This window comes from Klebsiella sp. BDA134-6 (assembly GCF_015601345.1).
Lineage (GTDB): Bacteria > Pseudomonadota > Gammaproteobacteria > Enterobacterales > Enterobacteriaceae > Klebsiella > Klebsiella grimontii.
This window is the reverse complement of the sequence record NZ_CP064785.1, coordinates 57,545-72,436: the sequence shown is the minus strand read 5'-3', so window position 1 is coordinate 72,436 and position 14,892 is coordinate 57,545. Positions and strand designations below refer to the sequence as shown.

Genomic DNA, 14,892 nt, shown 5'->3' with positions numbered 1-14,892 from the left:
CTTTCATTCTGAACCCCCTTGTCTGTTCAGAACTCGCTTCTGGACAGACAAGGGGTTGGACAAGCCTGCGGCGCGTCAGCCTGCAGCCGTTAAATCCGTTCTTTCAGCATCGCCACCGCCTCGGTCCCCGGCATCTGGAACTAAACCCGGTGGCGTGCCGCCACATCGAGCGCAAACACCTTCGTGTAGACCTCCGTTGAGCTCACTGACTTGTGGCCCATCAGGCTCTGCAGGACCTTCAGCGGAATGCCGGCATACAGCATGTGCATGGCGTAACTGTGCCGGAATGTGTGGGGCGTCATCGGTACTGAGAACGTCACCCCGTCGGCAGCCGCCGCTTCAACCGCTTCGCTAATCCACGTTCTCACGGTCCTGTCTGTGATGTCCCAGATACGGGCTTTTCGGTTCTGCCGGTGCGTTTGTTTCGTCTTTCTAGCGGTATTTTCAGCGTGGCCACCATCATCTGCAGCTGGCTGATGTACTGGTTGTCAGAAAGCGGAACCAGGCGATGAGCCTGACTACCGGCGGGAGCACGACCTGCCGTTCTGGCCGCTTTCTCTGTGCGCTGTTTGAGCGTAGCCAGCTGCACGAATGGATACGGCGGCGCCAGCGAAAAATCACTCCGCGATAGGGTAAGTGCCCCGTTTGTCCGGGCGCCGGTATTCCAGAGGGTGGCCAGCAGCATCTTGCGGTGTAGATCGGACACATAGTGGAGCAGGCACTGGAATATCGGTCGCCACGGGAATATATACGCAGGAAGTTATCGCAACCGTAAGAGAGAAAAGGCGTCTGGATATATAGGGTCAAATCCAATAAATAACTTCTTCAAAAAAAAGCCAGCGTGAAAGGCTGGCAGGACACAAAGTATGTTCGTGAAAAGGGAAAATCCCCGGAGTGTGGGACAGTCACAAGGCATCCGGTGAAAAGACTGTAGTCGCGGATTGCAGGAATGCCACTGCTGAAGCAAAATAATTTTTTCAGCACCTCAGCCACTCATCAAACGGACGCTGCTCTCAGTTGCCAGGTAGCGCCACCAAAACAGGTCAGACCGACCACCTGCTCCCAGGTTTCCTTATGCTCCTGCTGCTTCTCCAGCACATGAAAGTCGGCGTGAGAGAGCACGATAAAGACCGAAATGAAGGTAAGCTGGATATGCACGGTGCAAAATCGAGGTCTGGCGCATACAATATAATCAGAGAGGTTCCTATTCTGCACTGGGCTGGATGACGCCGTCTGAATTCACTGAGAAGTCTGTCGGGTGGCTGAATATGTAGCCAACATGAAGTCAGTTATTCCTGAATATAACTGGATCATGTTCGGGGGCAGGGTCACGATATCTGTTAAGAAATAGCCTCTATGTAGAGGAAGGGGCAAGCTTCTTTACCTGCCCAGTGTTTAAGATTAATAAAAGTCATTCAGCATAATTGCCGTATCGTTATCTATCATCAGTATTGGCTATTTATTTTCACGTTTACTGATTTTTAAAAGGTGGTTCGTAAAACAAGTGCTATCACTTGGAATGTTTCTATTTATAAATGCCATCGCTCCAATTACTACATTGTTACCTATGGTTAGATCGTCACCTATAATGCAACAATTTGCTCCAATCTCTACATTATCACCGATGTTTATTTTGCTTATTATACCTTTTTTGACACCTATTGTAGTATTCTGCCTCACGTGAAAATTAACACCTATTACACTAGCACAGCTAATCACAATTCCAACATGATGTCCAAATGTTATCCCGGGAGATATTTTTGCTCCTAGCTGTATTTCCGTTCCATACTTTAATGTTATCTTTCTGTTTATTTTTTTTGCAATGGCATGGTTTAAACTTCCGCCTTTAGAATAGAAATAACTTGCAACTCTCCACCAGAAAATATATCTAACTTTAAAGTTTCTTTTATATCTATGTGCAACCCTCCGCCATGAAAATGGTTTAGCATTACCTATTACTTCAATTTCTAGACATCGCTTTAGAAAGTCATAGCAGTCGTTTTTTAAAATTTCATTTCCCATTGGTGCTCTCTCTTTAGATTTTGTTAATTTATTCATTCCCTAAAATCAATCTTTAACATACCTTTTCTTATTTGTTATGGAGCGCGGTATTTTTAATGACTAAGTATGCATATTAATAATCTAACTTGGTGGCTTAGAGCTACTCTCTTCAGAGGTCGAATGGCTAAATTGTCACATGAAAAGCTGAAGTAAAAAATCCTTTAAATGCAAGTATCTGATTATTATATAAATATCCACTGAATTTAACATAATCTTTGTTATGCGCACTAATTTTTGTAGCAGCTAAATTGAAATTTCTATTTACTAATACCCCATTAAGGAAAAATTACGTTTCCATCAAAGCTTCATGATCAGTAAAAACAAATCATCGAGCATTTCTGGCCTGATGATTTTCATAGAATACTTTATTTTTTTATAAGAAATTTTTTTTATAATCCAGGCGCTCTTTCTATCATTATACTTCAGTATTAAAAGTATCTTTTTATTAATATTATCTTCCTCAATTGTCATTTGTACTTCATGAAAATCATTAATAAAAGTGAATTTTAAATAAAATACATAATCATCAAAGGATAGTATCAACCACTTTATATTTGAACTTACAATCTCTCTTACGGTCCAGTCTCTTTTTGATTTAAAATAAAACATTAATGTTGAGTAGAATTCAAAAAAAGAACCCTCCAAAATTTTACCTTTGCTACGTAATCCATCTTTTGCTTTCTTAATGCTCTCGATGTGATTTCTTGTTTTTTTCATTCTTAAAAATCCAAACAAGCGGGACAATATAAGCCGCACCAAAAAAAGTCATACTCTAATAGTTTTTTTTCAAAAAGAAATGTAAAAATTAGATTGCATTCGCAATTAGGATTAATGCACATTTTGAAAAAACATAAATGCAGCTTATTAGTTTTGAAAAATTATGCTTGATTCTTCTCTATAACATAATCTTTAATTATGTATCAGGGAGGTTAGTGCTGAAATATCTACAAATCTCATTGAGCGTTCAGAATTTATAATGTGTCAATTCCCGAGAGTGCTTAAATCATAGGATTTACAATACGTGAAAACTTCTTAATTTGGAAGAAAGGTTCTTATAAAGAACCACCTCTTAATAAAAAATGTATACTTATCATAATGTTGTTTGATTTTAAGTTTTTTTATAATCACTTTACATCTAACAATTCCTGTGGAATATTTAGATTAAATTTGTTATTTTATATAAAATTGAAATCTGGTGAGTTCCTTGAAAAAATTATCAATAATTATGGTTTTAGTAGCAGTTTTTCTAAACTTTGGTTGCTCAAAGAGGGTTAATCGCAATTCTGTTGCGACAACAGAGAAACCACCTAAAATGCTTAAATTTCAACGTTGTATAACTGATGCCAAAACCTTGTCTCAGTTGGATGCAAAGTATGGTAAAAATACACATGAATTATATACATTAGTAAATAATGCAAAGTTTTATGCATCTATTGCTGATGATTCATCCTCTAATGTCAGTTCTACTATCACACCTTTCTTTGATTATAAACTTAACGAGATTTGCAATGAGATCTCTATTCTTCTGATCAAAGAGTTCCAGACTCAGACTATTAATAATAAAAATGAAAAATTACATTAATCACTTATCAGTAATGAAAAAAAAGTTTAAAAATATCGCTGCGCTAGTGTTTTTTTTATTGTTGGCTAATGAAAATACATATGCACAAAACGATGAATTTATTGATGCTATAAAAAACCTTAACCTTCAAAACGATGGTGCATCTGTAGTTATACAAGAAGAACAGAGTAATAGTCAATCATCTAATTCAAATAGCAATGTTAGTTCGCACACACAAGAACTCGTAAAGAAAAACATTCGGCTTCAGGAAAAATACGAACTCTTGCTTGGTTCATATAATGAAATAAAGCTAAGAAATAATAATAAAAAGTTAGAACAACAAAATAAATTAGTTGAAAACCTTAAAGATGAGAAAGATAATCTTTATAATGAAAATATTTCTATACGTAAGCAACTTGCTGAAATCACAAATCAGCTTTTAGCTTTACGTGAGGAGAAAGAAAATTCAGTTACTGGAAAATTGACAGAACTTGTTTCTTTGAGAGAAGAAAATACACGTCTGAAGAATGAAGCCGGCAAAGCTCAGAAACAGATAGATGAGGTCAACACTGCACTGACCGCTCTGCGTAAGGATAACGAAACCGCCCTGGCCCGGAAGACCAGTGAGTTGACGGCTCTTGGAGAAGAGAACTCACGTCTGAAGAATGAAGCCGGCAAAGCTCAGAAACAGATAGATGAGGTCAACACTGCACTGACCGCTCTGCGTAAGGATAACGAAACCGCCCTGGCCCGGAAGACCAGTGAGTTGACGGCTCTTGGAGAAGAGAACTCACGTCTGAAGAATGAAGCCGGCAAAGCTCAGAAACAGATAGATGAGGTCAACACTGCACTGACCGCTCTGCGTAAGGATAACGAAACCGCCCTGGCCCGGAAGACCAGCGAGTTGACGGCTCTTGGAGAAGAGAACTCACGTCTGAAGAATGAAGCCGGCAAAGCTCAGAAACAGATAGATGAGGTCAACACTGCACTGACCGCTCTGCGTAAGGATAGCGAAACCGTTCTGGCCCGGAAAACCAGTGAGTTGGCTGATTTGGAAAAAGAGAACTCACATCTTGAAAATAAATTTGACAACACAGAAAAAAAATTGCTTAAACTTACTTCTGAGTTAGAGGATTTAAAGCAATCTAATAATATAGCTAATGTTTACAAAGAAAGAGCATTAAAGACTACCAAAGGTAGGGACTCCTATTCGTTAGGCGTTTTCTATTATGAAAAAATGGATGCAGAATTTAAGAAAATTGCAAATAACAAAATCGATTTGGATCCATTAATGATGATCGCTGGAATCAATGACGCGTATAGCAAGTCACTTAAAATAAATAAAAATTTAATTATGGAAAACGTTATCAAAATCGATAAGACAGTACAAACTATTAATAGCACATACGCTAAGAAAATCATCAAGAAAATTAATAAAAAGGAATATGAGGTTTTACAAAATAGTACTTTTCTCGTTACGGAAAAATCTTCAGACAAGAAGTATACTAACGACAATATCGTAACATTTGATATGCTGGAAAAAACACTGGAAGGTAAGCCTATTTTAAATACAATGAATACAAAAGTAAAATACTCTCAAGTTAAAGACCCTCTTCTTCTTAAAGTCTTTACTGAGGGTGGTAAAGGTGGAGTTATGATTCTCTATGGAAAGGCTGGTGATATTTATAAAAATATCCCAGAAGGAATTGAAGTGGAAAATTTAATTTCTATAACTTTTATTCTAAAGTAGATAAATTTAACTTATCTTTTCTCATAGAGTGGAGTTTCCTCCACTCTATGATTGACACTCAACAGACTAACCAGATATTAGACTATCTTACCAGTCGGCGTAAGGGACAAGCGGCTGCGGCGGCATATCCATATCGCCCTGCCAGCCGGAAGCCGAATAGCGGACGTACAGCAGCGCGTGGCTCGGGGTGTAATCTTTCGCCTGCTGAATATCCACCGCCGCCCCGACAAACCAGTTGCTGGTCACCCGTCGCTCAATCAGCGCCCGCGCGGTATAACCGACGCCGGAACTGCTGCTGCCCTCTTCCGTAAGCTGGCTGGCATCATGGCGATACTGCGAGGGAATCAAATTGAGCAGCGGATAGCGCGCCTCGGTTTTGGTGCGCGAATGGGACCATGACACCGAGCCTCCCAGCTCCCATGACCAGTTCTCCGTCCGCTGACGCCAGGTGACCGGTACCGAGAAGGAGACATATTCCTGCGGACTGTAGTAACCGCCCTGACCCAGCGTATAGCCGCTGAGATCCTTATCGTAGTGCCAGAGCATATTGTTCAGGCCGACGGTGACCCGGCGGTTATCTTCGTTAATCACTTTATAGTAGTAGCCGGTCATCCAGCGCACGCGCCAGTTGTCGGCGACGTTTTTCCCGGTCAACTGGTCGATGCCCAGCGAAGACCAGACGCCGTTGGCCTCGCCTTTATCGTAGCTCAGACTCACACCGCCGCCGTCGGCGCGCACTCCGCCCCAGGTCTTGCCGGTATGGCCGTCGTTAGGGTTATCTTTCTGCCCGCCAAAGGCCAGCAGCGAGCTGGAGATGGGGCGTCGGTGGAGGTTAACGGTGTAGCCCAGCGGGCCAACGTCGCTGCTGTAGCTCAGGCCGCCCACCACATCAACGACATTAAAGCCCATCGGCGTAGTGCCGATATCGCCGCTCCAGGTATCATTCTTCCAGCCCACCGCGACGCTGGCGCCGCTGTCGCTCTGGTGTTTGCTGCCGCCGGTACAGGCGATTTCGCCGCAGGTACCCCAGCTCGGCGAATAGCTGCCGTCGTTCTTCGTCGAAAAACTCCCGGCGTCCATATTCACCAGATCGGTACGGAAGAACATGCGCCCGTCGGCCAGCGGCGCGTCCACGTGCAGCATTGTGGTATGCGCTTTCAGGTCGGAATAGCCGCCGGTACCGCTGGAGCCCCAGTAATCATGTTCGAGGGTGACGTTAAGATCCTGCTGACGATAAAGATCGGCGGCGTCGCTGCGGATCCCGCGCTTCAGCCAGTCATCGCTGCTGTCGTTACGTGTCAGCCGCGTAAAGGTGTCGTTATCCTGTGGGCGCTCGCGGGCGACGCCGGAGGCCACCATTGCATCTTTATAGCCTTCCAGCGCCTGTTGCGGCTCGCCGTTCTGCGCCTGGAAACGCGCGGCGTCGCGCAGCACCAGCGCGCTTTCCATTGACGGCGGCTGCGCTTTCGCCTGCGGCACGATGCGGGCGAAGGTTTGCTGCGCCTGAGCGCGATCGCCCAACCCGGCCTGCGCCAGGGCGATACGCCGCTGCATATTGATAGAATCGATGTCTTCGCCCTTGAGCTGCGCCACCTGGGCGCGGGCGGCATTTTTATCGCCATCGGCAAGATACACTTCCGCCAGGCCCAGACGCGCATCGCCGTTGTCCGGCTGCTGCCCCAGCACCCGCTGATATTCAGCAATCGCCGTCAGGCTGTCGCCGCGCTGCTGCGCCCAGTCCGCTAGCGTCAGCGCGTAGCGCACCGACGTCGGCTGCTGTTGAATCAGCGCGATCGCCCGGTCTTCCTGGCCGCTATCGCGCAGCTGGTTTGCCTGACGCAAGATCCTGTCGCTTTGCAGACGCGCCTCCAGCTCGCGGATATTATCCGTCCACTGGCCGCGCGGCAGGGCGTTAATCTGCGCCAGCGCCATCTCATCCTGGTTATTCCCGGATAAATAGAGGCCGTAGGCGTAAACCCGGTCGGCATCGCCAGGCTGGCGATTGACCATCGCGCGCATGATCGCATCGGCTTCGCTGCGGCTACCCGCGCTGACCAGATCCCGCGACAGACGGTAGACGATCCACACGCTATCCGGATCCAGCGCCAGCCGTCTGCGCTGCACTTCCGCCGCCTGCGCCCAGTTGCCCTGGCTCTCCAGCGCTTCGGCCTGTTTCTCCAGCCGATCGTTCGTCAGGCTGCGTTCAATATCATCAATGCTGCGCCGCTGGCCCGGCGACAGGCTGGCGATATACGCGCTGGCTTTTTCCGGCGATTCGCCGCGATACAGATTTGCCAGACCGCGTACCGCCAGGCTGTTGCCGCGATCCATTCGCAGCGCGCGCTGGTAGTAACGCTCCGCCGCGGCGTTTTCTTTACGCGCCGCCGCCACATCACCCAACCCCAGCACCGCATAGCTGTCGGTAGTGTCTATCCGCTGCGCCTGAGCGTAAGCATTTTGCGCCTGCGCCAGCTGGCCGCTTTTGAGGGCGCTATCGCCCTGCTTGATCAGCAGCCAGTAGCGGTTAGTCTTGAGCAGGCTGTCCCACTTATCGCGGCTCGGGCTATCCGGGTCCATTTTGATGGCTTTACTCAGTTGGGCCACCGCCCGCGCCCGATCGCCGCGCTGGGAGTACGCCTGCCCCAATGCGCCAACCGCGTCACTGTCTTTGGCATCCGCCCGTACGGCCTGCTGCAAATCGGCCACGGCCACCGAACCTTTCCCGGCCTTCACCGCCACCAGCCCCTCATTACGAGCACGGAAAACCGGATCCTTCAATGAGATTTGCTGTTTTTCCAGTAGGGATTTGGCATCTTCTTGTTTTTCAGAGTCAGTAAAAAGTATAAGAAAACGCTGCAACGCCTCAACACTTACCTGACTGACCGGCATATCGTTAATTGCGTCGAACCATATAGACGCAGCCGTTCCCCGGCCCGCCGGCGAGCGCGACATCTGTTCCAGATAGGAAAACCCTTTTTGTCTGTTATTATCGCGAAACATCTGTTTTGCCAGTATTGCCTGCAAATCTATGTTACCTGGTTGTTTCGCGTTTAATTTCTCCAGCTGTTTAATTCCTTCGTTATGGCGCGCCGGAAGCTGTGATACCAGTACCCAATATTCCTGCACATAGGGCATACTATTAGGTACACCGCTAAATATCTTTTCATAGCTGGCAATAGCGTCCTCGACATGTCCTGTTACTCCCAGAAGTCTTGCCTGCTGTAATGCCTCTTCACCCTCACCATGTGTAACCTTTAATTCATTACGTGAATCAGCGAGCATCTCAGATTCAGGTGCGAGTTTATTCAGTCGTTCAAGTTGTTTTTGCGCCCCAGCAGTATCACCCTGACGAATAAGATAGCGTATTCGAGCAGCTACAACATCTGGATTGCTGGGATCAATTAGTTCTAGGCGATAGAGCGACTCTCGCACCAGGTCTTCGCGATGGCTTGCCTCGCCAAGACGTACCTGCTTAAGCAGATGTTGTTGCGCTGGCGTGGTTGCGCCAAAAGCAACAGGTATTAGTGCGACTAAGCATAACATTAGTGAGTTTAATGAAAACTTGTACATTTCGTTTTCCAGGAAAAAGTAACATGAATGCAATGCTGTACATTAATCACTCATCATCAAGGTGGAGGCGACGGCGGCTGATAATACGCAGCATACGCCACAGCACCCACGCCAGCAGTACGATGCTTAATGCCGCCAGCACCGCCAGCAGCACCGGATGGCTGGAGAGCGCAAACCAGATGCGTTCGAACCACGGCAGATGCCCGATATAGTAAACACCGCCCACCCGCAGGCTGTTGACGCCCGACTCACGAATGACCGCAACGGAACCAAACATCGCCGCGCGTTTACCGCTGTCGTTAAGCGCCTGGGTCAGCAGTTCGTTGCCGCGCGGGCTGTCGGCCAGCAGCGCCACGACGCTGCGTTGATCGTTGTACGGCGACTGGAAGCCAATAATCGCCGCCATCGGCCCGGTCGACGTGACGTCGGTGCGGGTATTCGGCGTTCTGGCCTCGGTATCGGGATAGATGCTGGCCAGATCGTAGTGGCGCATCGGCATTTTCACCCAGCTTTTGGTCGCTTCAACCAGCAGGTTGATTTTCGTGTCGTCCTTCAGCGCCTGCGGAATGGAGCCAATCAGCAGCAGGTCGGCGTCTTTATCTTTAATCTGGCTACCGTCGTCAGTCATGCGCAGGTTAATGGCCGCCATGCCGGTTTGCGCGCCGATGCCGCCGGCGGTTTCCAGCAGCGTGGCAACCTGGCCCTCGGTCGGCGACCTGGGCACCACGACCAGGGTATCGGCGAGATCGGCCATCCGGCTGTACGGGAAGCCCGCGTTAGCAAAGACGCGCAGATCCGGCATCGCCATAAAGTGATAGTACTTCGAGAAATCGATGGTCGAGTCATCGCCTATCACCACGTGGTTCTGCACCGGCTGGAAGGTAATACAGTTATCGATAGAACCACCCGGCATCGGGTTCATATACTGGAAGTCGAAGCGCAGCTGATTCATGGCGCCGAGGCGCAATGCCGGGATCGTCACTTCCGTTTTGCCGTCCAGCAGCCCCTGCAGCACCGGCAGGCGCAGTATCAGCTTATTCACATCCTGCGAGCTGTTGAGGCTGAAGGACTGTAAGAACTGATCGTTAAGGCTGATATCCATGCGCGAGCTGTCCTTGATCGGCGGCATGGTATAGCGATATTTAAGATCCATGTCGATACCGTTGGCGCGCAGCAGGTAGAGATCCGGCGGCAGGTTCAGCGCCACGTTGATGGAATCCGGTACCAGGCCGCTGGATTGCAGCTGCTGTTCGTAGGTTTTCAGCTCGGCAAAGGTCACCGCCCGATCGGTACGCACCCAGTTTGGCGCATCGTACGGTTTACGCGCCTGCAGCTGTTTGACATCGTCAACCGTCACGCTGCTGCCGCGGAACAGAATATTGCCCTGGGCTATCCCCTTCGCCGCCTGCAGCAGGTCTTTATCATCCCGCCCGAAGACCACCAGCAGCTTGACGTATGGATTATCCGGGTGGTCGATCATTTCAATCGTCGGCGCCTTAACCGGCGGATGCTCGCGCAGGAAGTCAGGGCGCTTATCGTTGGTCGCAAAAACAATGGCGTTACGGTCAGGCAGTTGGTTGAACTGGACCGGGAACTGCTGGCCGCGCCAGCCCGCCTTGCTACCAAACCAGGAGGCGATAATGGCCGCCGCCTGCTGCTGCAGGACATCCGGTGCGGAGGCGAAGACCATCGGCAGCGTCAGCTGGCGGTTATCGCGCGAATCGTAGAACGGCACCGGGAAATGCGAAAGATCGTTGCGTACGTTCAGCGACTGGTAGGTTAAATCCAGATAGCTTTCGCGACCGACGTCCAGCCATAAGGTGCTGCTGGCCGGGTTTTCACACACATCGCGATAGTGGCCAACGAACTCAAGACGCACGCGGTTAAAACCGGTGATATAGAGCGGATCGACAGGGATCTGCGCGCTGACTTTTTTGCCCAACTGCTCTTTGGTGACCGGCAGCACGCCCATCAGCTCATCGTTAAGATACACCTTCAGCTGCGACTGCACCGGCAGCAGTGACGGAGAGGGCGTGTAGTCGAGATTCAGCAGCGCTTTCGCTACCACTTCATCGCTGCGCATGCCGAACTCTACCGAACCCTCAGGGCGCGCGCCGCGCAGCACCATGCTGCCCGGAGGCGGGGCGATTTTAGCGAAGGTCAGCTTCACGTCGCGGGTCGGGGCGTTATCCAGCACCACCACCGGCGCCGCCGGGTCGGCAAGCGTCGCCGTGGGCTGGCTGTCCGCCACCGTACCGGCGATACCGGGTACCGTCGTCGTCTGCGTGGCCTGCGGCGCCGGTTCCGCATACGAAGCGAAGGGAGACCAGCCGCCAATGCCCACCGCTACTGCACAAATCAAAGAGAGTTTTCTGTTCATCGCATTATCATCATTGTTGAGCCATCGCCGGTTCTGCCGAGAGTGTCGCCGCTGCGCGTTCCGGACGGCGCGGAATAAACGAGACAAACCAGGCCACCAGCATGGTGAGCGAGCGGAAAATAACCTTCACCGACGGCGGCGAGAACTCCGCCAGGTGACGATATCCACGGAACCCCAGCTTCAGGATATCCAGCAGGCTTTCCATCGGCATATCTTCCGGGAAGCTATCCTGCCAAAGCGCCCACGTATCTGCGCGGGCAAACGTACACTGCACAAAATCGATATGTTGTTGATTGCTTAACGGCAGCAGCTGTAGCCCAACCTCGCTGCCGTTGACCCGCGCAACCCGCACCGGGAAGGCGTACTCCTGCTGCCCGCGCTTCAGCAGCAGCCTGACGTGCTGACTTTCCAGCACCTGCGCCTCGCCGTGAATCTTGACGCCGAGGCCGCCGTCGGAGTAATCATGAACGGTACAGGAGAACAGGTGCCCGTCATCGCGGGCAATCGCCGCTGGCATCGACATCTCCACGCGGTGCGATCGCCGCACCTGCTTGCTCTCAACCGAGACCGCCACCGCGCCGCCGAGAATAATCAGGTTATAGAACACCCAGATAATGCTCACCCAGACGGTCAGAATTTCGTTTTCCGGGCCGTACATAAAGCGCCAGATCCCCACGCCAACGCCGACCAGGTTCAGCAGCACGAGGTAGATATAGGGACGTGAGATCACCCAGTCGACGTACTCGTCCTCCACCAGGCCGCCTTTCGCCGTCACGTTGAATTTGCCCTTATGCGGGTTAATCAACGCGACAAAGGTCGGCGGCGCGATATACCACGCCAGCACCGTTTCATAAATTTCACTCCAGAAAGAGTGGCGGTATTTGCCCTGAATCTTCGAGTTGGTCAGGCTGGCGTGAATCATATGCGGCAGCACGAACAGGACGATCATCAGCGCCGGCGCATAGATGATATAGGCGTGCAGCAGCAGAAACGCCAGCGGCGCGGTCAGGAAGATCAGCCGCGGAATACCGGACAGAAAGTGCAGCATCGCGTTGACGTAGCAGACGCGCTGCGCCAGCTTCAGCCCTTTGCCAAACAACGGGTTATCAAGGCGGAAAATTTGTACCATCCCGCGGGCCCAGCGGATGCGCTGGCCAATATGCGCCGACAGGCTCTCCGTCGCCAGACCAGCCGCCTGCGGAATACGCATGTAGGCTGAAGTGTGCCCGCGACGGTGCAGGCGCAAGGAGGTGTGGGCGTCTTCCGTCACCGTTTCCACGGCAATGCCGCCGATTTCATCCAGCGGGCCGCGGCGGATCACCGCGCAGGAGCCGCAGAAGAAGGTCGCATCCCACATGTCGTTCCCGTCCTGCACCAGGCCATAAAACAGCGTGCCTTCGTTCGGCGTTTTGCGGAATCGTCCCAGGTTGCGCTCAAACGGGTCCGGGGAGAAGAAGTGGTGCGGCGTCTGCATCATCGCCAGCGCTTTCTCTTTCAGGAACCAGCCCATGGTCATCTGCAGGAACGAACGGGTCGGCACGTGGTCGCAGTCGAAAATCGACACGAACTCGCCCTTGGCGTACTTCAGGGCGTTGTTGATATTGCCGGCTTTCGCGTGTTCGTGGGTGGTGCGCGCGATGTAGTGCACCCCGACGTCTTTGGCGAACTGACGGAACTCTTCGCGCCCGCCGTCGTCGAGGATCCAGATATTGATCTTGTCTTTCGGCCAGTCGATGCCCTGAGAAGCGTAAATGGTGTTTTTCACCACGTTAAGGTCTTCGTTATAGGTCGGCACAAAAATATCGACCGTCGGCCACTGCGCCATATCCTCCGGCAGCGGAACCGGTTGACGGTTCAGCGGCCAGACGACCTGGAAATACCCCAGCACCAGCACCACCCAGGCATAAGTTTCAGCAAACAGCAGAATTATCCCGCACACGAGGCTCACGGGATCATCCCAGTTGAGCGTCGAGGTGTAGCGCCACCAGATGTAGCGGCAGGAGACGGTCAGCGACAGCACGATCAGCATCAGGGCCGAAAAGCGTCCCGGAATACGGCGCACCAGCAGCGCTACGCCCCACAGCAGCAGCAGGAAAATAAACTGCGATAGCGGATTAAACGGCTGGGTAATGCAGAGCAGCGCGAGGATCAGCGAGAAAAAGGTTATCGTGCCCAGAATAAGCCGCCGTATTTTCGGATGCAGGTGCCCCAGCTCTTTATGCTTATCCAGATGGCCGGTACGGGCGTTGACCTTTTCCGGCAGCTTTTCCAGCCACTGGGCGTAGCGCCCGTGGACGCCTTCCAGCGCCGCCAGGGAACGCCAGTTGATCTTTTTATCCGGCTCCGGCGCCCGCGTCGCCAGCAGCCACACGGCTTGCAGCAGGTAGCGAATCGGGTCCAGCGGGCGCGGCCGATGCGGATTAATATGCGGGAAAAACTCGCCGTGACGTTCGCGGATAGCCTGCCAGCGCGGCGTTTCCAGCGGCATAAACGCCCATGCCAGAGACGCCCACAGGCAGCCCAGCGCGGCCGACAACCACGAGGCGCCGTGCTGGCGGTAATCAAGATAGCGCTCGCTCAGCCGTTTCCCGACCGGCGGCGCCAGCAGCAGCGCGCTCAGGCGAATCATTCCGCCCCCTTGCCGGCGTAGTGCAGCAGGCACCAGTTGGCAAGCGTCAGTATCTCTTCCGCCGCCAGCGAGTCCTGGCGGTATTCGCCGAGGGGCTGCTTCGCCGCCAGACACTCCGCCATCGCCTCATCACGATGAATCGTTACCGGCAGAATGCGCCGCTGGCTCTCCAGCCACAGCTGATACAAATCCTCCTGCAGTTGGCTGCCGACGCGCAGATCGTTAATCAAAATATCGCTATTGACCGGCAGCGCCTGCTGATGCAGGCGAATATGGCTATTGCCGTCCGGATGCACGACGACCAGCGTGCGGTCGCAGACGTCAATGAGAGAGCGGGTCAGCGGCGAGTAACCGTCCGGCAGGTCAATCAGCAGCCAGCGGTGATCGCCCTGCTGATGGAGCTTCTGCACGATCCCGGCCATCGGCGCCAGCGTCGGCTGAAGCTGGTCAATATTCTCGCGCTCGCCCGGCGTTAGCTGGCCAAAGGGCAGCAGATCGATATGCGAGGTGTAGCGCAGCCCGGCGTCTCGCCAGTCGTTCCCGTCGATGAGGGCGCGCGCCCAGCCCGCTTTGTGGCTGAAATCGACGTTGAAAAAAAAGCGCAGCATGTTGTCCGGGCTGGCATCCACCACCAGTACGGTTTCACCAAGTAACTGCAGCGCCCAGGCCAGCGCAGCGGTTATCGACGTGGTGCCAGTACCGCCGCGCACGCCCTGTAATCCCAGAATCGCCATTGATGGCTTCCTTACTTTTTCTCTGCTAATTCAGCCAGTAATGGCCAACGTTTTAGCGCCGCGGTTAACTGCTCGCGTCGGGAAATATCGTGGTAGTTAATATCAGGCAGGGAAAATGCCCGGCTTAACGCCAGGAAATCATTTTGAAACGTGTAGCCCAAAGTCGCATCGGTGGGTACAGCAGGCTCTTTTGCTGGCATTTGTTAA

At 51.5% G+C, this 14,892-nt stretch carries 10 protein-coding genes and 1 pseudogene; 2 read left to right on the top strand and 9 right to left on the bottom strand.

Features of this window, described 5'->3' with window-relative positions; translation table 11 throughout:
• Window positions 1-140: 140 nt before the first annotated feature.
• The 4 genes and pseudogenes from IYV58_RS27785 to IYV58_RS27770 form a co-directional block, all read right to left on the bottom strand.
• A pseudogene (locus IYV58_RS27785) lies at window positions 141-724 on the bottom strand (site-specific integrase); the annotation flags it as partial.
• 272 nt (window positions 725-996) lie between these two features.
• Complete coding sequence (locus tag IYV58_RS27780) at window positions 997-1,158, bottom strand: hypothetical protein (protein ID WP_195729806.1); 162 nt, start codon at window positions 1,156-1,158, stop codon at window positions 997-999.
• A 297-nt stretch (window positions 1,159-1,455) separates the two neighbouring features.
• Entirely contained in the window at window positions 1,456-2,058 is a 603-nt protein-coding gene (locus IYV58_RS27775) for an LbetaH domain-containing protein (protein WP_227676979.1), read from the bottom strand.
• Between the two features lie 300 nt (window positions 2,059-2,358).
• Window positions 2,359-2,778, bottom strand: a complete 420-nt coding sequence (locus IYV58_RS27770) for a hypothetical protein (protein ID WP_195729794.1) — start codon at window positions 2,776-2,778, stop codon at window positions 2,359-2,361.
• A gap of 487 nt (window positions 2,779-3,265) precedes the next feature.
• On the opposite strand from IYV58_RS27770, the gene IYV58_RS27765 reads away from it, so the two are divergent.
• The gene (locus IYV58_RS27765) at window positions 3,266-3,643 is read left to right on the top strand and encodes a hypothetical protein (RefSeq protein ID WP_195729793.1); all 378 of its coding nucleotides are present in this window, start codon (window positions 3,266-3,268) and stop codon (window positions 3,641-3,643) included.
• A complete protein-coding gene (locus IYV58_RS27760) occupies window positions 3,627-5,372 on the top strand; it encodes a coiled-coil domain-containing protein (RefSeq protein ID WP_195729792.1) in 1,746 nt (581 codons plus the stop codon). Before IYV58_RS27765 ends, IYV58_RS27760 begins: the two co-directional genes overlap by 17 nt.
• 87 nt (window positions 5,373-5,459) lie before the next feature.
• On the opposite strand, the gene bcsC is transcribed toward IYV58_RS27760, so the two are convergent.
• Genes bcsC through bcsR form a run of 5 tightly spaced genes read right to left on the bottom strand, consistent with a single transcriptional unit; the run spans window position 5,460 to window position 14,885 of the window.
• Window positions 5,460-8,942 (bottom strand): cellulose synthase complex outer membrane protein BcsC, encoded by a 3,483-nt coding sequence (bcsC, locus tag IYV58_RS27755; protein WP_195729791.1) that lies wholly within the window; start codon window positions 8,940-8,942, stop codon window positions 5,460-5,462.
• Window positions 8,943-8,988: 46 nt separating this feature from the next.
• Entirely contained in the window at window positions 8,989-11,322 is a 2,334-nt protein-coding gene (gene bcsB, locus IYV58_RS27750) for a cellulose biosynthesis cyclic di-GMP-binding regulatory protein BcsB (protein WP_195729790.1), read from the bottom strand.
• A 10-nt stretch (window positions 11,323-11,332) separates the two neighbouring features.
• A complete protein-coding gene (gene bcsA, locus IYV58_RS27745) occupies window positions 11,333-13,951 on the bottom strand; it encodes a UDP-forming cellulose synthase catalytic subunit (protein WP_195729789.1) in 2,619 nt (872 codons plus the stop codon).
• Window positions 13,948-14,685, bottom strand: a complete 738-nt coding sequence (bcsQ, locus tag IYV58_RS27740; RefSeq protein WP_112165992.1) for a cellulose biosynthesis protein BcsQ — start codon at window positions 14,683-14,685, stop codon at window positions 13,948-13,950. Before bcsQ ends, bcsA begins: the two co-directional genes overlap by 4 nt.
• Before the next feature lie 11 nt (window positions 14,686-14,696).
• Window positions 14,697-14,885, bottom strand: coding sequence for a cellulose biosynthesis protein BcsR (gene bcsR / locus IYV58_RS27735; RefSeq protein ID WP_004126335.1), 189 nt, complete (start codon window positions 14,883-14,885; stop codon window positions 14,697-14,699).
• Window positions 14,886-14,892 lie beyond the last annotated feature (7 nt).

Coding starts and splice junctions, on each gene's coding strand:
- bcsB (WP_195729790.1), bottom strand. CDS start 11,322: ATGAACAGAAAACTCTCTTTGATTTGTGCAGTAGCGGTGGGCATTGGC.
- IYV58_RS27760 (WP_195729792.1), top strand. CDS start 3,627: ATGAAAAATTACATTAATCACTTATCAGTAATGAAAAAAAAGTTTAAA.
- bcsQ (WP_112165992.1), bottom strand. CDS start 14,685: ATGGCGATTCTGGGATTACAGGGCGTGCGCGGCGGTACTGGCACCACG.
- bcsR (WP_004126335.1), bottom strand. CDS start 14,885: ATGCCAGCAAAAGAGCCTGCTGTACCCACCGATGCGACTTTGGGCTAC.
- IYV58_RS27770 (WP_195729794.1), bottom strand. CDS start 2,778: ATGAAAAAAACAAGAAATCACATCGAGAGCATTAAGAAAGCAAAAGAT.
- IYV58_RS27775 (WP_227676979.1), bottom strand. CDS start 2,058: ATGAATAAATTAACAAAATCTAAAGAGAGAGCACCAATGGGAAATGAA.
- bcsC (WP_195729791.1), bottom strand. CDS start 8,942: ATGTACAAGTTTTCATTAAACTCACTAATGTTATGCTTAGTCGCACTA.
- bcsA (WP_195729789.1), bottom strand. CDS start 13,951: ATGATTCGCCTGAGCGCGCTGCTGCTGGCGCCGCCGGTCGGGAAACGG.